The sequence below is a fragment of the Solwaraspora sp. WMMA2059 genome (assembly GCF_027497315.1).
Lineage (GTDB): Bacteria > Actinomycetota > Actinomycetes > Mycobacteriales > Micromonosporaceae > Micromonospora_E.
In genome coordinates, this window is the sequence record NZ_CP114908.1 from 3,448,431 (window position 1) to 3,470,527 (window position 22,097).

At 69.3% G+C, this 22,097-nt stretch carries 19 protein-coding genes and 3 pseudogenes; 7 read left to right on the forward strand and 15 right to left on the reverse strand.

The features are described from left to right. Window positions 1-43 precede the first annotated feature (43 nt). The 9 genes and pseudogenes from O7553_RS15700 to O7553_RS15740 all read right to left on the reverse strand — a co-directional run bounded on the left by O7553_RS15700 (window position 44) and on the right by O7553_RS15740 (window position 8,640). On the reverse strand, window positions 44-658 hold the full coding sequence (locus O7553_RS15700) for a hypothetical protein (protein WP_281550507.1): 615 nt from the start codon (window positions 656-658) through the stop codon (window positions 44-46). Continuing rightward, on the reverse strand, window positions 655-1,992 hold the full coding sequence (locus tag O7553_RS15705) for a cytochrome P450 (RefSeq protein WP_281550508.1): 1,338 nt from the start codon (window positions 1,990-1,992) through the stop codon (window positions 655-657). Before O7553_RS15705 ends, O7553_RS15700 begins: the two co-directional genes overlap by 4 nt. Next, a complete protein-coding gene (locus O7553_RS15710; protein ID WP_281550509.1) occupies window positions 1,979-2,821 on the reverse strand; it encodes a 2-oxo acid dehydrogenase subunit E2 in 843 nt (280 codons plus the stop codon). The genes O7553_RS15705 and O7553_RS15710 overlap by 14 nt, the downstream gene beginning before the upstream one ends. A gap of 12 nt (window positions 2,822-2,833) precedes the next feature. Continuing rightward, entirely contained in the window at window positions 2,834-3,964 is a 1,131-nt protein-coding gene (serC, locus tag O7553_RS15715; RefSeq protein ID WP_281550510.1) for a 3-phosphoserine/phosphohydroxythreonine transaminase, read from the reverse strand. 536 nt (window positions 3,965-4,500) lie between these two features. Beyond that, window positions 4,501-5,483: pseudogene (locus O7553_RS15720) on the reverse strand (FAD-dependent oxidoreductase); the annotation flags it as partial. Between the two features lie 101 nt (window positions 5,484-5,584). Further along, window positions 5,585-6,529: an RNA polymerase sigma-70 factor gene (locus tag O7553_RS15725; RefSeq protein ID WP_281550511.1), complete on the reverse strand. Its 945-nt coding sequence runs from the start codon at window positions 6,527-6,529 to the stop codon at window positions 5,585-5,587. Window positions 6,530-6,596: 67 nt separating this feature from the next. Continuing rightward, window positions 6,597-7,010, reverse strand: a complete 414-nt coding sequence (locus tag O7553_RS15730; protein WP_281550512.1) for a hypothetical protein — start codon at window positions 7,008-7,010, stop codon at window positions 6,597-6,599. Window positions 7,011-7,043: 33 nt separating this feature from the next. Further along, on the reverse strand, window positions 7,044-7,610 hold the full coding sequence (locus O7553_RS15735; RefSeq protein ID WP_281550513.1) for a hypothetical protein: 567 nt from the start codon (window positions 7,608-7,610) through the stop codon (window positions 7,044-7,046). A 166-nt stretch (window positions 7,611-7,776) separates the two neighbouring features. Continuing rightward, the gene (locus tag O7553_RS15740; RefSeq protein ID WP_281550514.1) at window positions 7,777-8,640 is read right to left on the reverse strand and encodes an MOSC domain-containing protein; all 864 of its coding nucleotides are present in this window, start codon (window positions 8,638-8,640) and stop codon (window positions 7,777-7,779) included. Between the two features lie 186 nt (window positions 8,641-8,826). Between O7553_RS15740 and O7553_RS15745 the strand changes: the two genes are divergently transcribed. After that, window positions 8,827-9,384 (forward strand): dihydrofolate reductase family protein, encoded by a 558-nt coding sequence (locus tag O7553_RS15745; RefSeq protein ID WP_281555623.1) that lies wholly within the window; start codon window positions 8,827-8,829, stop codon window positions 9,382-9,384. Window positions 9,385-9,441: 57 nt separating this feature from the next. Here O7553_RS15745 and O7553_RS15750 read toward each other — a convergent pair whose 3' ends face one another. The 6 genes from O7553_RS15750 to O7553_RS15775 form a co-directional block, all read right to left on the reverse strand. Next, window positions 9,442-10,089, reverse strand: a complete 648-nt coding sequence (locus O7553_RS15750) for an MOSC N-terminal beta barrel domain-containing protein (protein ID WP_281550515.1) — start codon at window positions 10,087-10,089, stop codon at window positions 9,442-9,444. Between the two features lie 35 nt (window positions 10,090-10,124). Then, window positions 10,125-10,982, reverse strand: coding sequence for a hypothetical protein (locus O7553_RS15755; RefSeq protein WP_281550516.1), 858 nt, complete (start codon window positions 10,980-10,982; stop codon window positions 10,125-10,127). 20 nt (window positions 10,983-11,002) lie between these two features. Next, a complete protein-coding gene (locus tag O7553_RS15760) occupies window positions 11,003-12,130 on the reverse strand; it encodes a hypothetical protein (RefSeq protein WP_281550517.1) in 1,128 nt (375 codons plus the stop codon). Between the two features lie 87 nt (window positions 12,131-12,217). After that, window positions 12,218-13,063: an alpha/beta fold hydrolase gene (locus O7553_RS15765; protein WP_281550518.1), complete on the reverse strand. Its 846-nt coding sequence runs from the start codon at window positions 13,061-13,063 to the stop codon at window positions 12,218-12,220. Window positions 13,064-13,377: 314 nt separating this feature from the next. Then, window positions 13,378-14,739 carry a hypothetical protein gene (locus tag O7553_RS15770; protein ID WP_281550519.1) on the reverse strand — a complete coding sequence of 454 codons (1,362 nt, stop codon included), beginning with the start codon at window positions 14,737-14,739 and terminating at the stop codon, window positions 13,378-13,380. A gap of 43 nt (window positions 14,740-14,782) precedes the next feature. Further along, window positions 14,783-15,385, reverse strand: a complete 603-nt coding sequence (locus tag O7553_RS15775) for an XRE family transcriptional regulator (RefSeq protein ID WP_281550520.1) — start codon at window positions 15,383-15,385, stop codon at window positions 14,783-14,785. Window positions 15,386-15,566: 181 nt separating this feature from the next. On the opposite strand from O7553_RS15775, the gene O7553_RS15780 reads away from it, so the two are divergent. The 6 genes and pseudogenes from O7553_RS15780 to O7553_RS15805 all read left to right on the forward strand — a co-directional run bounded on the left by O7553_RS15780 (window position 15,567) and on the right by O7553_RS15805 (window position 22,029). Then, entirely contained in the window at window positions 15,567-16,496 is a 930-nt protein-coding gene (locus O7553_RS15780) for an HNH endonuclease (protein ID WP_281550521.1), read from the forward strand. Between the two features lie 22 nt (window positions 16,497-16,518). Then, window positions 16,519-17,004, forward strand: a pseudogene (locus tag O7553_RS15785) (endo alpha-1,4 polygalactosaminidase); the annotation flags it as partial. Window positions 17,005-17,131: 127 nt separating this feature from the next. Further along, complete coding sequence (locus tag O7553_RS15790; protein WP_281550523.1) at window positions 17,132-18,550, forward strand: IS1380 family transposase; 1,419 nt, start codon at window positions 17,132-17,134, stop codon at window positions 18,548-18,550. 160 nt (window positions 18,551-18,710) lie between these two features. After that, window positions 18,711-19,085, forward strand: a pseudogene (locus O7553_RS15795) (endo alpha-1,4 polygalactosaminidase); the annotation flags it as partial. Window positions 19,086-19,940: 855 nt separating this feature from the next. Further along, window positions 19,941-20,477 carry an ATP-binding cassette domain-containing protein gene (locus O7553_RS15800; protein ID WP_281550524.1) on the forward strand — a complete coding sequence of 179 codons (537 nt, stop codon included), beginning with the start codon at window positions 19,941-19,943 and terminating at the stop codon, window positions 20,475-20,477. 55 nt (window positions 20,478-20,532) lie between these two features. Next, on the forward strand, window positions 20,533-22,029 hold the full coding sequence (locus O7553_RS15805; RefSeq protein WP_281550504.1) for an IS66 family transposase: 1,497 nt from the start codon (window positions 20,533-20,535) through the stop codon (window positions 22,027-22,029). The last annotated feature ends 68 nt before the right edge of the window (window positions 22,030-22,097 follow it).

Below are 22,097 nucleotides of genomic sequence, written 5' to 3' on the forward strand. Positions count from 1 at the left end.
ACGGGCAGCGAGCCTACCGTCAGCCGCCGATCGCCAGCGCCGCCTACTCTGCCGGACGACCTGGTCTGGTTCGGTACGTCATCGATCCGATCGGCCAGCGCAGGAACATCCGCTCCTCGCCGTCGACGGTCCGGCGGTCCAGCAGTTCGGCGCCGAGCAGCAGGTACGGGCGCAGCCGCCGACGGGTGCAGGTGGCGTAGGCGACGTCGAAGCCGCGCGACGCCAGGTCGCGGTAGCCGACGTCGCGGATGAACCCGGTGTACGTGGCACGGGTCCAAGTGCGCCCGCCACCGGCGTGCATGACGTTGAGGATCTCGCAGACCCGACCACCGGCACGGCCCGCGTCCGGTGACATGGGCGGGCTGAACCCGAAGGAGGCGGACTGCAACCCGCGTTCGACGGCGACGCTGACCGCCATGGCCCCGATCAGCCGGCCGGTGGGCTGCCGCCAGCAGTAGACGACCTGGTCCTGGTACGGGATCCGGGTCCGCAGCCGTCGCCCGGTGTCGTCCCACTCCCAGATCAGCCGGACCAGCCGGTTGTCGGTCAGGCCGACGTAGGCCCGGTAGAAGTCCCCTTCGTACTCGGCGACCTGTGCCGGGTCGGCCGGGTCGAGCACGCCGTAGAAGGTGCCGTCGCCCGCAGCGAGGGCGTTCATGCCGGACCCACCAGTTCGACGTTCATGAGCAGCCCGTGCCGGAGATACTGGGTGACCGCCGGTGCCGCCTCGACCGGATGCCCGTCGACCGGTGTCAGCCGCACCCGCTGCCCGGCGACCGCCAGCACCGTCAGCATCTCGGTGATCGCGAAGTTCGTGCCGATGCACTTGCGCTGCCCGGCGGCGAACGGCAGGTAGGCGCGCCGCTGGTCGGTGGTCAGCCGGCCCGGCGCGAAGCGGTGCGGGCAGAAGGAGTCCGGCTCCGGCCAGTACTGCGGCATCCGGTGCAGGGTGTGCAGCGGGATCACGAGGTTGTCGCCCTGGTGGATCCGCCGGCCGTCGATGTCGTCGTCGGCGGTGGCGGTGCGGGTGAGGGTGTAGACCGGCGGGTAGAGCCGCATCGACTCCTGGATCACCTGCCGGGTGTAGTCCAGGGTGCCCAGGTCGTCGTAGGTCGGGGCCCGTCCGCCGAGCACCCGGGCCAGTTCCTCACGGAACCGGCCCGCGATCTCGTCGTCGTGTTGGCCGAGCAGGTGCCAGGTCCAGGCCAGCGCGGTCCCGGTCGTCTCGAAGCCGGCGAAGAACAGGGTGACGACCTGGTCGCGCAGTTCCCGGCGGCGCCGGCCGGCCTGTTCGCCGTAGGCGCGGATCAGATCGCTCAGGATGTCGGGGTACCGGTCGGTGTCGGCCAGCCGTTCCTCGATCCGCTCCGCCACGAAGTCGTCCACCGCCCGCAGATGGCGGGCGAACCGGCGGTGCAGCCGGGTGGGGAACCACAGTGGCACCGTCACCGGGCTGATGTTGCGGCGGACCACCACTTCCAACCCGACCCGTACGGTGTCGACGAAGTCGTTGGCGGTCGTCTTCGGATCGTGGCTGAACAGCGCCACGGCCATGACCCGCATGGCCAGGGTCTGCATGTCGCTGAACACGTCGACCGGTTCGCCCCGCTCGCGGGCGCGGTCCCAGCCGTCGACGACCTCGGTCACCAGGGTGGCGGTGATCTCGACGACGCGTTCGAGCAGCGCCCGGTTGAACACCGGCTGGGTCAGCGTCCGCTGCCGCCGCCACATCTCGCCGTCACTGCAGATCAGTCCCTGGCCGATGATCAGCGACAGGTTGTCGTGCTGCAGGCTGCGACCGTAGCCGGGCAGGTTCCCGATGAACACCCGCTGGTTGGCGTCCGCATCGGCCAGCAGCGTGAAGACCCGGTGCAGTACGCGGTACCGGACGAATCCGTCGTGGTCGGCGACCAGCCGTTTCTGCACACCCAGCAGGTCGGCGCGCAGCGCGCTCAGCCGCAGCCGCAGCGGCGGGTGGTCACTTCGCGGCACTGTCGACGCCTTCCTGCAGCGCGAGGGTCTCGGTGACGAACGTGTCGTCGAGGCCGGCGGCGTTCTCGATCAGTCCAGCCAACGTCTCGGCGAACCGGGCGCCGGGTGCGCCGTCGACGATGTCGTGGTCGACGGTGAGGGTGACGCTGAGGGTCTTTCGGGGCGCGGCGGCGCCGTCGATCCACCGCACCTTGTCGTACCTTCCGCCGACGATGAGGGTGCTGGTCAGGAAGGAGATGGAGATGCCCCAGGACGGTCGCGGGCTGATGAAGGAGCCGACGTTGGACAGGCCGACGGTGCCCCACTGGCGTTTGACCCGGGCCGGGTCGCGCCGCATCCACCACCAGAGCGCCCGCCGGGCCGGGCGCGGCAGCCGCAGGAGCTGGCGGCGTCGACGGACCCCTTCGTCGTCGTACAGGTCGGTACGGGCAGCGGCGCGCATCTCGTGGTTGACCTGCGCCAGACTTTTGCGATTCGCGGCCCGCACGACGTAGATGACCGGCACCAGCGACCCGTCTGGCTTGCGCTTTTCCAGCAGCGTGTTTACGTCCACGTCGTCGAAGACGACCAGCTTGCGGCGTCCCTTGCGGAAGGCGTGCAGCATCTTGTGCTCACCGACGGCATGGCCGAGGCAGTAAACCAGAAAGGCGGTGAACGACAGCCCGTCGGGCACCTGGGCCCGGTAGTGCGCGACCAACTCCATCGGGCGGGACACGTCGAACTCCACCATGCCGTGCGCCATGTGGGTTCGGTGACCGACGCTCAGCGCGTCAACCACGAGTTCCCGGATACGCGGCCAGGGCAGTTCCTGGAACGGAGCAGCATTCATCGTGGCTTGTCTCTATCGTTCGGTGGACGGTTCGGAGGGCAGGTCCGTCGTCCGGTTGCGGCGCTCGAAAGTGTGCAGGAAGTCGACCAGCCGTTCGACCGACTCGACGGTCACCGCATTGAACAGGCTGGCCCGGCAGCCACCCACCGAGCGGTGCCCGGCCAGCCCGGCGATACCGGCCTGCTGCGCCTCGGCCAGGAACTCCGCCAGCAGCTGCGGGGTGGGCAGGTCGAACACCACGTTCATCAGCGAGCGCGACGCCGGGTCGACGGTGGTGCGGTAGAACGGGACGCCGTCCAGGTAGTCGTAGAGGATCTGCGCCTTGCGTCGGTTGATCCCGCCCATGCTGGCCAGCCCGCCGATTTCGTCGGCCAACCAGCCCAGCATCAACCAGGTGACGTAGATGGCGAAGGTCGGCGGGGTGTGGAAGTTCGACCCGTGTCGTCGGTGCACCCGGTAGTCGAGCACCGCCGGCAGCTCACCGACGATGTCGTCCAACATGCGCCGGCGCGCGACCACGACGGTCACTCCGGCGACGCCGATGTTCTTCTGCGCGTGGGCGTAGACGACGTCGTACGCCGCCGGGTCGAAGGTGTCGGACATCAGGTCGGAGCTCATGTCCGCGATCACCGGCACCGCGACGGCGGGTGCCTGGTGGAACTGGGTGCCCTCCACCGTGTTGTTGGTGACCAGGTGCAGGTAGCGGGCGTCCGGCCGGGGCCGGATCGAGCCGTCCGGTGGAACGTAGGTGTGGTCCCGGTCGGCGGAGGAGGCCACTACCGCCACGTCGCGTCCGAGGGTCCGTGGCTCACGGATCGCCTTGGCGGCCCAGTACCCGGTGTCGACGTAGTCGACCGGGTCACCGGGTGCCGAGAAGTTCATCGGGACCATTGCGAACTGGAGCGATCCGCCACCCTGCAGCAGCAGAACGTCGGACTCGTCGCCGAGGCCCAGCAGGCGACGGACCCGTTCGGTCGTGTCGGCCAGGAGGAACTCGACCTCGGGTGCCCGGTGGCTGATCTCCATCACGCTCATCCCGGTGCCCTGGAAGTCGTCGAGTTCGACGCGGATGCGTTCCATGACGCTGCGGGGCAGGCCGGTCGGTCCCGCGTAGAAGTTCGCAACCGCACGGTTCGCTGACACCGACTCCACCTCACCACCGCCCTTGATTTGGTGGGCGGCGCCAAGATCATCGCACGGTCGGACTGCTGATACCTGAGGCGGAAATGAGGGAAATATGAGGGATCCCTGGTGGGCCGCAGGGTGGCGGGATGCCCCCTGCAGCCCATCGGTTCACTGTGCGTCTGATCGGGTCCTCCGGCCCGGGATCACCGTCGCCGCCGGTGTCAGGCGCAGATCGCCTGGATCGCCAGACCGTCGGTGGGTACTCCGGTCAGTGAGAGGCGAACTGAGGTGAGGCCGGCGTCCATGTAGAGCGAGCTCAGGAAGGTCTGCCCGGAGGCACCGGGCCCGGTGGCCGCACCGACCGAGTGCACCTGCTCACCAGCCGGGCAGGAGTCGCTGGCCGAGGCGACCCCGGTCTGCACCGACCCTTCGGCCGCCGCCCCCACCGGGTTCGCGCAGATGGCGTACGCGGTGACCCGCTGGCTGCCCGAGCAGCCCGCAGCGGTGCTGCGGGTCGGCGACGAGGAGTAGGCGGAGTTCCCGGGGACGATGTTGTAGCGCAGCGGCGCGTTCGGCAGTTTCCCGCCGGTCAGCCGGGCCGCGATCGAGTCGGCTGCCTGCCACGCCATCGGGGTGCCCGAGGCGCACGACATCCGCAGCGGCTTGCCGCCGGGGCCGATCGCCCGGGCCGCGTCGCCGACGGCGTACACGTCCGGATGCGACACCGAGCGCATGGTGCCGTCGACCACGATCTGGCCGCTGTCGGCGAGCGTCAATCCGGTGGTACGGGCGATCGGGTGGACGGCGAACCCGGCGGTCCAGACGGTGACCGCAGCCGGGAGGGCACCGCCGCCGGCGGTGGTGACCCGGTCGGCGTTGACGCCGGTGACGGCGGTGTGCTCGTACACGGTGATGTCGAGCCCGGCGAGGACCTTGCGCAGATGCGCGCGGCCCTTCGGCGAGAGGGCGTCGCCGAGGCCGTCGCGCACGGCGAGGGCGACGTCGAGGTCGGGGCGGGCCTCGGCGATCTCGGTCGCGGCTTCCAGGCCGGTCAGGCCGCCGCCGACCACGACGACCGGCTGCCTGGCGGCGAGGCCGGCCAGGCGGGCCCGCAGCCGCAGCGCGCCGGGCCGGCTGGCGATCTCGGCGGCGTGTTCGGCGCCGCCGGGGACGGCTCCCGGGTTCCAGCCGCTGCCGAGGGGTAGACGAGCGTGTCGTAGCCCAGCTCGTTGACTCCGCTGCCGTCGGAGCCGTCGCTGGCCGCGTCCGTGACCGTGACCGTCCTGGTGTCGACGTCGACGCCGGTGACGTTGGCGATCCGCAGCTCGACGCCGGTGCCCGCGAACATCTCCCGCAACGGCCGGGGCTTGAGGTCCTGACCGGTCGCCAGCTGGTGCATGCGTACCCGCTCGACGAAGTCGGGTTCGGCGTTGACGACGGTGATGGCGACGTCTGCGGGGTCGAGCCGCCGGGCGAGGCGGCCGGCGGCGACGGCTCCGGCGTAGCCGGCGCCGAGGACGATGATGCGGTGCCGCATGTCCTGCTCCTGTCTGTCTGCACGGGATGTGACAGCACCTGAACCGGGCAGCCCCGCGTTTGCTGACGCGGCAGCGGCGTGAAGCACCTCACACGGTGTGATCAAAAGGCGGTGAACAGCGGCTCCCCGTGGTCGGCGGCGGCCCAGGACGCGGTGGTCCGGTGCAGCTTGTCGGGGTTGACCTGGCTGCGGATGGCGGCCACACCGTCGGCGGTGACCTGCAGGCACATGACGCCGACGACCCGGCCGTCGATGACGACCACGACGGCCGGGTCACCGTTGGCGGTCCAGGCGTACACCTCGGGTGAACCTCCGAGCAGGGCCCGTTTGGCCGCACCCGGGGTGAACAGGCCGCGCAGGAACTTCGCGACCGCGACGGCACCGACGACCGGTGTGGCGCGGGCCGGGACGTGTCCGCCGCCGTCACCGATCGAGACGGCGTCGCCGGTGAGCAGCTGGACCAGTGGTTCGATCCGACCGCTGGTGGCGGCGGACAGGGACTCTTCGACGACCCGCCGGGCGGCGGCCCGGTCGACTTCGGCGCGGGCCCGGCCGTCGGCGAGGTGCCGTCGGGCCCGGTGCAGGATCTGCTGGCTGGCGGCTTCGGAGACGCCGAGGATGCCGGCGATGTCGCGGTGCGGGTAGTCGAACGCCTCCCGCAGGACGTACACGGCCCGCTCCTGCGGCGTCAGGCGTTCCATCAGGGCGAGGACGGCGTACGAGACGGATTCGCGCTGTTCGGCGGTGTCGGCCGGGCCGAGCATCGGGTCACCGGCGAGCAGCGGCTCGGGCAGCCACTGGCCGACGTACGTCTCGCGGCGGGCCCGCGCGGAGGTCAACTGGTTGAGGCACAGGTTGGTGAGGACCTTTGTCAGCCAGGCCTCGGGGACGTCGATCCGGTTGACGTCGGCGGCCTGCCAGCGCAGGAACGTCTCCTGTACGGCGTCCTCGGCCTCGCTGGCGGAGCCGAGCAGCCGGTACGCGATCGCCGCCAGGCGTGGCCGGGCTGCCTCGAACCGGTCGACGTCGTCCGCCGTCAGTGCCATGGCCCCGATGGTAGGCCCGGCCTTCGACCCGGCCGCCAGACGCGACGACCCGGGCACGGGACCGGGGTCAGTTCAGTTGCTCGACCTCGCGGTCGCCCAGTGGGGCGGCCAGGCGTACCAGGACAGCCGATTCCAGGGCGATCGCCGGGCACTCCTGGTCAGCCGCTTCAGGCAGCCGGCCCACCCGGATCTGGACGCGCACCGCCGTCTTGCTCTCCTGCACCTGCGGCTCGGCGCCGTAGCAGTCGGCGGGACCGGCGGTCACGGTGAACTCGAGCGTACGGTCGTCGACGGCTCGCCAGGTGCGCCAGGCGACGACCTGCGGGGCGACCAGGTCGTCGCGGACCGGCAGCGCCCCCGGGCTCGTTGCGGCGTCCGGCGCCTGGGTGGCGGTGGTGCCGTCGCCGTCGTCGCCGGGCTCGGCCGCCGGGCCGCAGGCGCTCAGCGCGACGACCGCCCCGACCAGCAGTACGGCTGTCAAGCGAGGCGGTCGTCGCGTCAGCATCGGCTCAGATTACCAGTCGCCGTTGGCGGCGTTCGTGCCGTCGAGGACCGCCGTGTCGAAGTACGGCCCCCGGTTCACTCCGCTGCCGTCAACGGTGGACATGACCGATCGGACATAGCCGAGGCCGTTGGCGTTGCTGTAATTCCAGATCCACGGACCGCCCGAGGAACCGCCGCCGAAGTTGCAGGTGATCTTCGAACGGTCGTCGAGAATGCTGTTGTCGACGGCGGTGCCCCAGCAGGCCCACATCTTGTCCCCGCCGTCGCGGTTGCTCGGGTAACCGAAAATGGACACGTCGAACTCGGTGCCGCCGTTGTAGGCGAGGCCGTGCCCGCCGACGGTGTCGACGACCGTCGTGTTCCAGTCACCACCGGAGAACGTGGTCACCCAGCCGACGTCCCGGTTGAGGTTGCTGTTGTTCATCCATTCGTTGAACGTCCGCAACCGGTACGCCTGGAACCGGCCGACCGGGTCGTGGTCGGCGTTGAAGGCGTTGTATTTCGGCACGAAGACGAGGTTGCTCAGCCAGTCACCGCCCTGGCCGCTGTGGACACAGTGGCCGGCGGTGATCAACACCCGCTTGGACGAGGTGGCGACCGCAGACCTTTATAGATCATCAAGGCGTACCTGGTGAATCTTGGACCAGCGAGCCCGTAGGGCTGGTCCTATCAGGTGAAGCCGACCATGAACGGGGTGTTGACCGGGCTGCCGGCGCTGTCCGCGCAGGTCATTACGGGTGTGGTCAGCAGAACTCGACCGGGTCACCGGAGCGGATGACGCCGAATTCCACCGGACGCGCGTACACCCCGGCGCACGGCAGAAAGCCGACGCCCTCCAGACGCAGCCGGTTGTGCCGGCTCAGAACCTGCAAAAGCGCGACGTCTCGCTCGACGTCACCGTGCCGCAGCGCCGGAACCACGCACCGTGGAGTCGCGATGACGACCTCGGCGACCACGTCGGGGCCGATCCGCAGCCGCCGCCCCGGCCAGAGGTTCTCGACGAACCCAGCACCCGGGTCGGGCACCTCGACGACGATGTTGGGCCGAAAGCGCCGGCTGTCTGCCGGCCGACCCGAGTGGGCCGCGAGACTGGCCAGCGTCGCGGTCGTCATCAGGTGCAGCGGCGCGAAGTCGAAGAACGTGCCCGGTGGGGAGCCGACAGCCAGCATGGATTCGGCGGTCTCCGCGATGCGCAGGTCGTCGTCGGTGCGTACCTGGGCCGGGTCCATCCGTTCGATGGTCGCGCCCGGCGCGGCCCGGTCGAGCAGCCGCACGTCCCGGCCCAGCAGCGTGGACAGCGCCGGATCGGGGTGACCGGTCACCGTCACGGTCTCGGTCGTACCGTCCGCCATGGTCAACCGGACCGCCGGGGCGCCGGCGGAGTCGGGGGGCGTCAGCGTGGACCGTACGGTCAGCATGTCCCGCCACAGGCGCGGGTTCTTGGCACTGGCCACCTTGCCGGTGACACAGTCGAGCACCGCGAAGGACCGGTCGCCGGCGATGCCCGCCTCGTCCATGTACGCCTGGTCCAGGTCCTCTCCCAGCATCGACTTGACCGGATAGCGCGACAGCTGCCGCACCGTGCCCACCCGACGATCGTGACCCATGCCCAGGAAACCTAGCTGAAGGTCTGCAGCCCGCCGGAGGTTGCCGCTGCGCATCGGATCAACCGCAACCGTCCGCAGCCCTCGATGTGGGGCACGTCCCAAGCCACCCCGGGCCCGGCTCCGACGGCCGCTACTGCTGTGATCATGGCCGACAGCGCCCACCACTTCTCGCTAGACTCGTCGGGCATGGGCCTGCTCACCTTCAGCATCAACCTCACCCTGGACGGTTGCGTCGACCACCGGGAAGGGATCGCCGACGACGAGACGCACGCCCTGTTCACCCGTCTCATGGACGAGAGCGGGGCGATGCTGTGGGGCCGCGTCACCTACGAGATGATGGAGAGCTACTGGCCGGCCGTCGCCCGCGGCGACCGGGAGGCGCCGCCGGCCGTCCGCGAGTGGGCGGTGAAGCTGGAGGCCAAATCCAAGTACGTGGTGTCGTCGACCCGCACGGACTTCCCGTGGACCAACAGTCACCACATCGCCGGTGATCTGCGCGAGGGCGTGCAGAGGCTCAAGGACGCGACTCCGGCCGGGGTCCTGCTCGGCAGCGGCACGCTCGCGACCGAGCTCGACCGGCTGGGCCTGATCGACGAGTACCAGCTGCTCGTCCATCCCAGGATCGCCGGCCACGGCCCGACCCTGTACCAGGGCGGGCTGCCCGGCACCCGCCAGCTCGAACTGCTCTCGGCGCAGCCGCTGCGCAACGGCGCGGTGGCCCTGCACTACCGCCGCGCTCGCTGAATCACCGGGTACGGTCAGCAGAACTCGACCGGGTCACCGGAGCGGATGACGCCGGCCTCAAGCGGGCGGGCGTATACCCCGGCGCACGGCAGAACACCGACGCCCGCCAGGCGCAGCCGGCACCTCGACGACGATGTTGGGCCGGAAACGCCGGCTGTCGACCGGCCGACCCGAGTGGGCCGCGAGGCCGGCCAGGGTCGCGGTCGTCATCAGATGAAGGGGCGCGAAGTCGAAGAACGTGCCCGGTGGGGAGCCGGCAGCCAACATCGAGCTGCCGGTCTGCGCGTGTGACAGGTCGTCGTCGGTGCGTACCTGGTCCGGGTCCATCCGTTCGATCGTCGCGCCCGGCGCGGCCCGGTCGAGCAGGCGCACGTCCCGGCCCAGCAGCGTGGACAGCGCCGGATCGCGGTGGCCGATGACCGTCACGGTCTCGGTCGTACCGTCCGCCATGGTCAGCCGGACCGCCGGGGCGCCGGCGGCGTCGGGAGGCAGCAACGTGGACCGTACGGTGAACATGTCCCGCCACAGGCGCGGGTTCTTGGCACTGGCCACCTTGCCGGTGACACAGTCGAGCACCGCGAAGGACCGGTCGCCGGCGTTGCCCGCCTCGTCCACGTACGCCTGGTCCAGGTCCTCTCCCAGCATGGACTTCACCGGGTAGCGCGACAGCTGCCGGACCCTGCCAACCCGACGATCGTGACTCATGCCAAGGAACCTAGCCGAGCATCTGAGGCTGTCGGTCAGCTCCTCGTGAGGTTGGTGACGAGGGTGCGCAGCCAGGGCTGCGCGAGTGCGTGGTCGCGTCCCACGGCGCGGGCGACGCCGTGGCGGCCGGCCCGACTGCGTCCGTACGCCACCAGCGCGGCGGCCTCCGCAAGGGCCTGCCGGGTGCGCTCGTCGCGGCCGGGCCCGGTGTCTTCGGCCAGCCACCGGTCGGGGTAGAACGAGCGGGTCAGCTTCACCTGACGGTCGCCGAAGTGCGACCACACCCACGGATCCAGCGACACGTTGGTCACGGCGGCGGGCAGCGTCCGGGTCCAGTCGGCGTGCTGCTGCCACCGGTACGTCTTCGGACTGGTCCTGGTCCGGCGGGTGACACCTACGAAGCGCAGCTTGCGGCGGATGACCGGCCATGGCTCGCGTTCGGCGTCGATCCAGTCGCGCAGCAGGGTGAACAGTTCGGTAAACGTCGCACCCCGGTGCACGACGTCTACCAGCACCGCTGGCCGGTCCCGTCGGGCCAGCGCGTGTGGCGTCAGCCCGACCGCGTCGAGGAACCGTCTCCCCTGGCTCACCTCGGCGAAGGTCAACGGACGCCGCCGCCACCGGCTCCCGGACCTGACCGCCGGCCGCTGGAACGACAGCGGCAGCCGATGAAGTCGCTGCACGCCGACGGGTCCGGCGAGGACTCCGCCGAGCAGGTCGAACATCGAGTCCAACGATCTGCCGACGAAGTACAGGTCACCGTTTCCGCTGCGGGCCAGCACCTTCCCGGTGCAGGTGACGAGCTCATCGAGGAACCACAGGTCCGGCGGCGCGGCACCGTCGAGCATCGTTCCGAGTTGGTCCGGTGTGACCAGGTCCCACCGGAACGGCACACTCTCCTGCCAGGTCTGCACTACCAGGTGAAGCCGACCGTGAACGGGGTGTTGACCGGGCTGCCAGCGCTGTTCAGGCAGGTCACGCCGACCTTCATGTCGGTGGTGCCGACCGGATGCCAGTACTGCACGTGGCAGTGTGCGTCCTGATAGCCGAGCGCGTACGCCACGGCGTGCCCGGAGTAGTCGATGATCTGCGGGAAGACCATCTCGTACCGTCCGGTGCCGGTGCGGGTGACGGCGTAGTCGCCGCTCACCGAGCTGTCGTTGGTCCAGGTGATCGCCGGTGCCGGCCCACCCGACGGGTACGTGTCGTCGACCGTCGCCAGCGCCGTCGGGGCGATCTGCTGCAGCAGGTTGTGGATCGTCCAGGTGATGGTGAACCGGGAGTCGACGAAGGCTCCGGAGGCGTCCCGGCACCGCACCCGGGCGATCCCGTCGGCCAGGTACGAGTCCACCTTGCACTTCACGGCCGCCGAGGTGTAGGCGGTGATCTGGTAGAACGTGGTCTGGGTCCGGGCGGCCGAGGCGGGCAGCTCCACCGCGTACGAGCCGGGCGCGTCCCGCGCCACCCACGGGGTGCCGCCGCCGGCGTCGTAGCGGTACCAGCCGCTCGGGGTGTACATCGACGAGGTCGGACTGTTGGACCAGAGGTACGACACGCCGTCGACGGCGAGCGTGGAGCCACTGGCTTCGACGAAGTTCGCCACGAAGTACGCATCCTGCCGGGCACCGCCGGCCCCGAAGCAGTACACGTTGACCAGCAGATCGGCACCGGACGGGTACCAGGAGCCCACGGTGCAGAACCGGGCCGCCGCGCCGTACGCCTGGGCGTGGGCCACTCCCCCGCCGCCGGTCACCAGCGAGCCGAGCCCACCGAACCGCACCTGGTATGCGCCGGCACCGGACCGGGTCACGGTGATCGGCCCGCCGCCGGGATTCTTGGCGTACGAGTAGTAGGTGCGGCCGCCGGAGGTCCACGTCGGCACCGTGTAGCTGGCGGCGGTGGGGTTGCTGGCCCACACGTAGCTGGTGACGGCCGGGGTGACGGCCGCCGCAGCCGGTACAGCCGCCGTGACGGTGGCGGCCGCGCCGACCGCCGCGGCACCGAGGACGGTCGCGATTCGTCGGAGAAGCCCACTGATCATGGCCCCGACGCTAACCACCGCCGTCAACCGTCCGCGCCGGTCACCTCGCGTCCCGGGTGACCGGCTGACCCAACGGACCGATTCCGATCAGCCCACTGCGGTGACGATGTCGGCGACCTGCTGGGGCATGGACAGGAAGGGCGTGTGGGACGCGTCGAGCGCCTCGACGGACGTCGGGTTGTCGGGGAACGCGGCGTCCGCGTCGACGATGAACTTCTGCTGGAGCGCGGGCCTGATCGCCATGTCCTGGGCGCAGGTGACGTAGGTGCGGGGGACGGAGCCCCAGCCGGACCGGGTCAGGGCGGTGGCGCCGAGCGCGATACCGGCCGGCGCGTCGGGGGTCAGCAGTGCGATGGCCGCGTCGGCAGAGTCTGGATCGATGTCGCCGAAGAACACGCTTCGAAGCTGCTGACGGTAGCCGGGCTCGACGGACCCGACGTCCAGCCTGAGCGCACCGACCGCGACGGGGTCCGCGCACAGCGACGGCCCGATGAGTTCGCCGGCGTTCTCCGGCATGTCGATGTAGGCGATCGCCGGTAGGCCCGACGCCGGCATGAACGCCGTCAGGTATACGGCATGGGCGACCAGCTCGGGTGCCTGCTCGGCCACCCGGGTCAGCACCGTGCCGCCCATGCTGTGCGCCACGACCGTCACCGGGCCGCCCCGGCCGACCTGCTTGAGCTGCGCGACGAGCAGGTCCCCGGCCTGGTCGAGGTCGACGGCGGCCACCGGGGAGACCTCGGTGGCGATCGCCTGCGGGTCGAACGGGCGCGCGTAGACCGAACGGGGCCGCCGGGCCCGCAGGCCGTGCCCGGCCATGTCCACTGCGACACTGGCCCGGCCGGCTGCCGCGACGCAGGCGGTGACTTCACTCCAGCACCAGGAGCCGTGCCAGTATCCGTGCAGGAACAACAACGGTGTCGACGAACTCATAGGAATCCCTTTGTGAGGCGCGCTCAGCTGATCGGTGGAACCGCCGGGCCAGGGGTGTCGACGACCCGCCGTGAGCGTACTCTTCCGTACGACGCCTCCGCAGACGAACCGAGCCCCCTGCTCACAGCCGAACTGCCAGCCGCCGCAGCCGGCACTGCGGGCGTGACTACACGGCCGCGCCGACTCCCCGCAGCACCGAGGACGGTCGCGATCCGTCGGGAAAGCCCACTGATCATGCGCCGACGCGAACCACCGGCGTCGTCCGTGCGCGCCACGTCGCGTCCCGCCAAACCAATAGGTCTGTCGCGCAACGACTACAACGCCGACTCGTCGAGGATGCGGCGCATGGACCCGAGGGGAAGCTGCGGGTTGGCGGCGGCTTCGTCGACGACCTCGGGATCAGCATCGGCGAGCAACTGCTCCAACAGGGCCGGGGTGGCATGGGCGTGCCGCGCCGCTCCGCGCCGGATGAATGCCTCGGAGTCGGCGGCAAGCCGTTCCAGCACCGCTGTCGGCAGGTCAGGATCCTCAAGGGCGATGTACCGGATATGAGGGTCCGGATCGTCGGCGAAGGCCCGCAGCCGGTGGCGTGGAAAGTTCGGGTGCTCGACGATCGGCGGCCGGATATGGAACATCGCGCCACCCGTACGCACGAGTCGTTCAAGGACGGCGGCGGGGGCGTCCGGCCGGGCGGCGGCGTACCGGCGCACCCGCAGGTCCGGGTCGTTGTCGAGCCGTTCCCAGGCGGCGTCCGGCAGGTCACGGCAGCTCGCCAGCACCCGACGGAACGGCGGATGCGGACAGTCCAGGTACGCCAGCCGCTCGGTAATCGGCACCTCACGGAGCCAGCCCGGTTCGTCGAAGTTCCAGCACAACGCAACGTAGGCGGCGATGCTGCCAGCGTCGGCCTCGGCCGCCACCAGCGCGAACAGCCGGTCTCTCGTGTCGGCGTCGATGTGCCGGCTGTACGCGACCGCCACCCGCACCTGCGGATCGTCCAACTCGATCAGCAGCTCGACCGCCTCGGCAGGCAGCTCAGGGTTGGCTGCCACCGCCCGACACGCTTCGAGATCCCCGCTGCTGATCAGCTCGGTCGCCTGCTTGACGGTCAACGGCACATAGCGCGCGACGTTGACCCGGGTAGCCGGGTCAGTGAGGCACCTCTCCCGCCATTCGACGGGTACCCCCGGATGGCGGCGCAGGGTCGCCGCAGCACGTACCAAGGGATCGGGGTCGGCGAGCAACCGCAGATGCACCGCGAGTGGCCGATCAGCCCAGGTGTCCGCGACCGCCGCCCGGAGCTTCGGATCCGGCGAGTCGACCAAGTTGGACCGGCTCTCCCCGAAGGTTTCCTCAAGCGACTCGATGCCCAGCGACGAGTTCAGGTCCACCAGGTCCCGGACGAAGTTGGCGTGGGCGTGTCGGATGGCAGGATCAGGATGCTCGGCGATCACGTTCCGCATCCGGGTGGAGATGCGCTCGCCGTTGAGGTGGATGGCCGACTCGCTTCCGCCGTGCTCCAGCAGAGCTTCCACGACGGTGTCTGCCAGCCGACCTCGCCGCAGCGATATCCCGTGGCGGCCGGCAGCATGGGCTGCCAGGCGTACCAGGAGATCGTCCGGGGTCGCCGGGTTCCTCCCCAGCCCGGACAGCTGGGGATGCCTCACGTTCGTCACGACGCCACGGTAGTTGCACGTGTCCGTCCCATCCGGCCTGGCATCAGGCGGGGTTGGGGCAGCTGCACCGAAGCCCCGGTTCACGTTCGTCGGTGCGCCGATGCCGGATGGCGTGGGCGTGACGGCCGACCTGTCGCAGCTGGTCGGCGGTCAGGCGGCGGGCCGCCCAGATCAGCTCGGCGACCTCGGCCGCGTCCGGGTGCGTCGGCTGGTCGACTCCAGCCAGGTCGATTCCGGTCAGCGTGCTGAGGTCGTCCCAAGCAACGTCGAGGAACGCGGCGAACCCGGCCAGCAGCTCGGGTGTCAACACCTTCTCGGCACCGCCGATCAAGCCGATCGTCGACCCCGACAGCGCCGGACCGTTGCCGATGCCGAACAGGTACTTGGCGGAGCCGTGCAGAATCAGGTTCCGGTTGTGCAGCAGCCGCACCACCAGGCCAGCGGCACCGCGCAGGCGCCGGTGTCGCGGTGGCACCGCTGGCGGCGAGGCCGGGCGGGGTTGCTGCGGCATCGCGCGTACGAGTTGGTGCAGTTCCGGCACGGCACCCGGCAGGTACGTCAACGACCAGGCCAGCGATCCGAGCGTGCTCGACGCGGTGGCGTCCAGCGGGGTGAGATCGTCCGGCACCGGCTGACCGGCGATCACGAACAGGTCGCTCCGATGCAGGCCAAGGACGGGTCCGAGCCCGACGGAGCAGCACCGGGTCCGGCTCGCCGGGGCATCAGCGTGATCCAACCGTGTCCGGCCCGCGCCGGCAAGGTGCACTCTCGACTGTCAGCCGGTCGGCCCATTCCGGGCTGCGCCGCCCGCCGAGCAAGATGACCGGGTGAAGGCGTTCGTGGGGGTCACCGACGGCGAGTGGCGCAGCTTCCTCGCCGCCCGACCGCAGATCAACGAGGTCAACTTCTGGCGGCCGGGCGGCGGCAGCTTCAAGGTCCTGACCCCCGGCGAGCCGTTCTTCTTCAAGAGCCGCTACCCGCACAATCGGATCGTCGGCGGCGGCTTCTTCAGCGGCTTCGCGAAGCTGCGGCTCTCGGAAGCGTGGGGGCTGTTCGGGGAGGCCAACGGCGCGGGTTCCCTGGCCGACATGGCCCGCGACATCGGCAAGTACCGCAGGGATCCGATCGGCCCCGGCGAGGACCCGGTCATCGGCTGCATCTTCATCCGCGACACGGTCTTCTTCCCCGAGGGCCGTCAGCCGGAGCCCCCGCCGGAGTTCTCGCCGAACCTCACCCAGGGCAAGACGTACGACCTGTCGTCGGGCACACACTTCGACTACTTCGAGCAGTTGACGAAACTCCTGCTCGGCGGCGAGGTCCGCGTCGATCCGGAGGGTGCCTGGCACCGGCCGGGTCCGGTGTTCGGCGACCCCCGGCTCCGGCCGCAGCGCCTCGGGCAGCAGTCGTTCAAGGCGGTCGTCCTTGACACGTACTCCCGGCGCTGCGCGATCACCGACAGCAAGCTGCGGCCGGCGCTGCAGGCCGCGCACATCCGCCCGGTGGCCGCCGGCGGCGAGCACCGCATCGACAACGGCATGCTGCTGCGGGCCGACGTACACATCCTGTTCGACCAGGGCTACCTGGGCGTCGACCCGAAGTACCGGCTGCTGGTCAGCCGACGCCTGCGCGACGACTTCGGCAACGGCGAACAGTTCTACGCCCGCGCCGGCACCGAGATCGCCGTACCCGAGCAGAAGGCCCGCCGCCCCGACCACGACCTGCTCGAATGGCACACTGACACGGTCTTCCAGCACTGAAGCTCGGGCCCGGAGGCCAGTCGTGGTGCCGCGTACCGTTGCCGTCAGTCTCGTCGTCGGTGCCGTCCTTGTCGGCGGGGCGCTGTTCGTCGCCGCCCGCGTCGGCGGCGGCCCGGATCCGGCGGCCGAGACGAACGCGACCCCGGCCGCCGCCGGGGTCACCCTGCCGCCGGTCGACGCCCGGTTCGACTACCAGATCGGCGATCCGTACGCCCCACCGAGCGGCGTCACGGTGGTCAGCCGCGACCGCGAGGCGGACCCGGCCGCCGGCCTCTACACCATCTGCTACGTCAACGCCTTCCAGGTCCAGCCCCACGAGGTCACCTGGTGGCAGCGCAACCACGACGACCTGCTGCTACGCGACGCCGACAGCGAGTACGTCGTCGACGGCGACTGGAACGAGATCCTGCTCGACATCTCCACCGCCGCGAAACGCACCGCGATCGCCGACATCGTCAACACCTGGATCGACGGCTGCGCCGCCAACGGCTTCCAGGCCGTCGACCCTGGATATTCACGGGGTCGTGATCTTGTAACGGTTTCGTGAGGCCCGGAAACGCGGAAGTGCCTGCCAGGCAAGGGAAAATGGTGATTGCGACATCTACCAGGATCTCTAGCGAGGAGGCACTTCCGACGTGCGTGAGCTTACCGGATGGTCGAAGGACCTGCGTGTCACCGCCGACGGTGACGGGGTGGTGGCGATGGTCGGGGTGGCGGGCCTACGCATGCTCGCCGACCGCACCGGCCTGACGGCGGGCATCTCCACCGTGCTAGCCAGGCCGGGATTCGATCCGGTCCATGACCGGGGCCGGGTCCTGACTGACATCGCGTGTTCGATCGCCGCTGGCGGGACAGACGTGTACGACATCGAGGCGCTACGGGCCCAGGCCGCGTTGTTCGGGCCGGTGGCCTCGGACACCACCGCCCTGCGCGCGCTGGGTGAGATCAGCGACAGCGGTCTGCACCGCATCGACGCCGCGCGGGCGAAGTCGCGCGCGCATCTGTGGAGCCTGCTACCGGCCGGCGTGCCGGAGGCGACCTACGCCGGTGGCCTGAGCATGGGCGGGACGATCGTGCTGCGGGTGGACGGCACCATCACCGTGGCCCATTCCCGCAAGGAACACGCCGAGGCGACGTTCAAGAAGACGTTCGGGTTCCACAGCCTCGGCGTGTGGATCGACAACACCGGTGAACTGGCCGCCCTGATGCCCCGCCCCGGCAACGCCGGGGCGAACACCGCCGCCGATCTGATCGAGGTCCTGCGCCAGGCCATCGCGCAGATACCCGCCGACCGACGCGACGACCTGCTGATCACCTCCGACGGTGCCGGCGCCTCACACACGCTCATCGACTGGCTGCACAGCCTCGACCAGACCGGTGGGCGTCGAGTGGCGTACTCGATCGGGTTCGACGTCGACGAACACGTCCGGGCGGCATGCAACCGCCGACCCGACGACTGGTGGGTCCCGTGCCTGTCCAACACCACCGGCGAGGTCATCGACGGCCTTCAGGTCACCGAGATCACCGACCTGCTCCGCGAGCGGCTGACCGGCCTGAAGTGGCCGAAGACGATGCGGGTCATCGTGCGCCGGCGCAAGCTGTTCGACCACGAACAGGCCACCCTGTTCGACACCTGCGGCTACCGGTACTCGGCGTTCGTCACCAACACCGGCGCCCACGGCCCGGACGGCCTGTCCGTGCAACGCGCCGACGCCCGTCACCGCGTACACGCCCGCGTCGAAGACGACGTACGCACCACCAAGGACACCGGCCTCGGGCATCTGCCGTCCAAACAATGGCAGGTCAACAAGGCCTGGTGCGCCGCCGTCACCATCGCCGTGGACCTCACCGCGTGGATGCGCCTCTACGCGCTGACCGGCGCCCTGGCCAAGGCCGAGCCCAAGACACTGCGTTACCGGATCTTCCAGACCCCCGCACGCCTGGTCCGCGCCCGCCGCTACCGGTGGCTACGCCTACCCCACACCTGGCCCTGGGCCACCGACCTGGCCACCGCCATCGAGATCATCCGCCGGATGCCCATGCCCGCCACCTGACCACCCACACCACCGCCCCGACGACCAGGAGGAACCCCAGGAGACCACGCCACCGGCGCGACAGCCGGCCCACAACCACACCCAACGGAGCCGATACATCCACCGCCAACGATGCAGACTCGCTGGTCATCGAACGGCGTCAGACCCACGAAGAATCAGGGTCGAACCCGACAACATCGACTCGTACGACCGCTCCGACGACCTGCTCACCATCGACGACGCCGTCGAATACCTGAAACTGCTCGCCCCGCACGCCCACGCCGCCGGCCTGGCCATCGGCCAGAAGAACACCACCGAACTCGGCACCCGGGGCAGAGCCGCCGGCCTCGACTTGGCGATCGCCGAGGAATGCGGCCGCTACGACGAATGCGGCGACTACACCACGGTGTACGGCGACAATGTCATCGACATCGAGTACACCGACGACGCCTACACCACCGCGTGCGCGGCGGTCGGCGCGAACGTGTCCGTGGTCCGCCGCGACCTCGACGTCACCGCACCCGGCAGCCCGACCTACGTCTACCGGGCCTGCTGAGGACCGGCAGACCCTCTCGCGAGAAGGACGCCGGCAGTGTCAGGTCAGGTGCCCGACCGTACCCGTCGACGGGCGACGACCGTCGTGTTCCAGTCACCACCGGAGAACGTAGTCACCAGTCGACACCTTTGGCTACCCCAGCTCGCACCATGTTAGGTCACGAACTACATCAGACCACTTCGGATATAAACAGAGTCTCTACGTCAGCTTCATGACGTGGCCAGGTCCCAACGATCCATTGCCGGAAAAAGTGCGAGTAGGCACGCCTGAGCAGGCGGACCATCCGAGGTCTGCGCACTCCCATCCTGTGTCCGACATATCGATTACGAAGTTCCCTCGACGTTGACTCGACAGACCGCCGACATCTAGAGTCCAAGGTGGCCTCAGCGCTTGCCGAGGCCGCGCAGTCCCCGACCTGAGAGGATGTCATGCGCCCAACCACGAGTCGGCCCAAGTCACGCCTACGCGTACAGCTCGCGCAAGCAGCGGTGTTTGGGAGTGCTCGCCGCCGGAGCGGTCGGCCTCACCGTCGGTCCCGCATCAGCAGCGGGTACGTCCAGCAAGGCCGGAAACTGCTACACCCAGTGGTGGAATACCGCGTGGGCACAGAAGTGCGATCCCCCGTCCGGAGCTTCCTACAGCACGATCTACCAGTCGGTAATGGAATGTAGTCTACAGGGCCTCAGGTCACTTCCCGTCTACCGCACGCAGGGCAACACGACGACTCACAGCGGCGCTGACTGCACTTTCAGCGCAGTCAGGGGAACGATCAACGTTCACTGACAAATTAGATCAATGGCGGGGAGTGCGTTGATTCGCACTCCCCGCCTCCGTGGGGTTAAGGATCAATATACTGTGACTACGGTTCTCGATTCACTGGTGCAGGGGTATGACAGGAAGACCGTCATCGACAGGCTTGACCTGACACTACGTCCGGGCATAACAGCCCTACTCGGCCCGAACGGCGCCGGAAAGACGACCTTGCTCCGGACTCTCGCGACCATCATGCCACCACGCTCGGGAACCATCTGTATCGACGACATCTTGATTGACTCCGAACGAACGGCCCGCACCGTCCGCAATCGAATTGGATACCTGCCCCAGGACTTTGGTTTCGATCCTCAGATGACCGTCACTGATTTTGTGACTTATGCAGCGTGGCTTCGCGGTGTTTCCACAACTGATCTACGCCGACATGTTGATCAAGCGCTTGCACAGGTTGATTTGGCCGACCAGCGGCGGAGCCGGATGCGAAAGCTGTCGGGTGGGATGCGGCAGCGGGCCGGAATAGCATGGGCAATCGTCGGGCAACCACGCCTTGTTCTGCTCGACGAGCCCACCGTCGGTAAACATTCAGGTGGTGCGCGAAGAGTGACGGTCAGCGCGGGTTGAGTGACGGGGTTCGACCGGCTCGACGCCGTTCTGTCCGTTGTGGTTTGATCTTGGCGTGTCGGTGTCGGAGGATCTGTCTCGTGAAGAGTTGATCTCGCTGGCACGGACGCAGGACGCTCGGATTGCTGAGCAGGACGCGCAGATCGCGGAGTTGACGGCGGCGTACGAGGCGCTCGCGGTGCGGCTGGCGCGGGTCGAGCATCTGTTGTCGCGGAACTCGTCGAACTCGTCGTCTCCGCCGTCGAAGGATGATGATCCGGGGCGTACGCCACCTGCGGCGAGGAAGAAGCGGGACACCCCGGCGGGTACGCGGGGTAGGCAGCGGGGTGCGCCGGGGTCGAACCTGGCCTGGTCGGATGCTCCTGATCAGCGGCGGGACCGGTTCCCCGAGGGTAGTTGCGGGTGCGGCGCGGAGTTGGTGGACGCGCGGGATCTGGGTGTGGTGGACCGGTATCAGCAGGTCGAGGTTCCGTTGATGACCGCGACGCTGACCCAGTACGACCAGCATGCGGTGCGGTGTGGGTGCGGGAAGCTGCACACCGCGGCCCGGCCGGAAGGCGCGGGGGCCGGTCCGGTGGGGTACGGCCCGAACCTGCAGGCGTGGGCGGTCTATCTGATGGTCGTGCATTTCATCCCGGTGCAGCGGTGTGTACAGATGCTTCGGTCGCTGACCGGTGCGACACCGTCGCCGGGGTTCGTGCACGGCGTGCTGACCCGGGTCGCGGCGCTGACCAGCGAGGTCGACAAACGGATCCGCATGTTGATCACCCTGGCGTACGCGGTGTGCTGTGACGAGACGCCGCTGCGGGTCGGGCCAAAGAAACCGAGGCCGGGCCGGAAGAAGGCCGAGAAGTACCTGCTCGTGGCGTGTACCGAGTTGTGGACTCACTACCAGGTCGGTGACCGGGACCTGGCCACGTTCACGGCGTTCGTGGTCAAGGACCTGACCGGCTCGGTGGTCGTGCACGACCGGTACCGGAACTACGACTCGGCCGAGTTGGGCACGCTGGTCCACCAACTGTGTTGCGCTCACCTGTTACGTGATCTTGACGGTGCGGCCGAGGTGTACCCCGACGCGGTCTGGCCGAAGCAGATCTCCGACGCGCTGCGCGCGCTGATCCACGAGACGAACACGGCCCGTGAGCAGAACCGGCCGGGCATCGACCCCACAGTGAAGGCCGAGTTGCTGTACCGGCTGCACCACGGCGTGCTGGTCGGACTGTCCGACACCAGCACCATCGGCAACCGGCCGGGTGAGCGTAAAGCCCGCCTGCTGTTGGAAGTCTTCCGGGACCGACGTGCCGACGTGCTGCGCTTCGTTGACGACCTGTTGGTGCCGCCGACGTCGAACCAGGCCGAACGGGACCTGCGACCGGCGAAGATCCAGCAGAAGATCTCCGGGCGGCTCACCAGCGAGCAACGCACCAAGGATCGGTACAAGATCCTCGGCTACGTCTCCAGCGCGGCGAAGAACGGCCTCGACAAAATGGCCGTCCTGCGCGACGCCATCCTCGGACGACCCTGGATGCCGAACCTACCCGCACCCACCTGACCCCCACCCCACCCAGGTCAACATCAGCCGGCGGCCACCAACCAACCGGCCATCACGCTATGCCACCA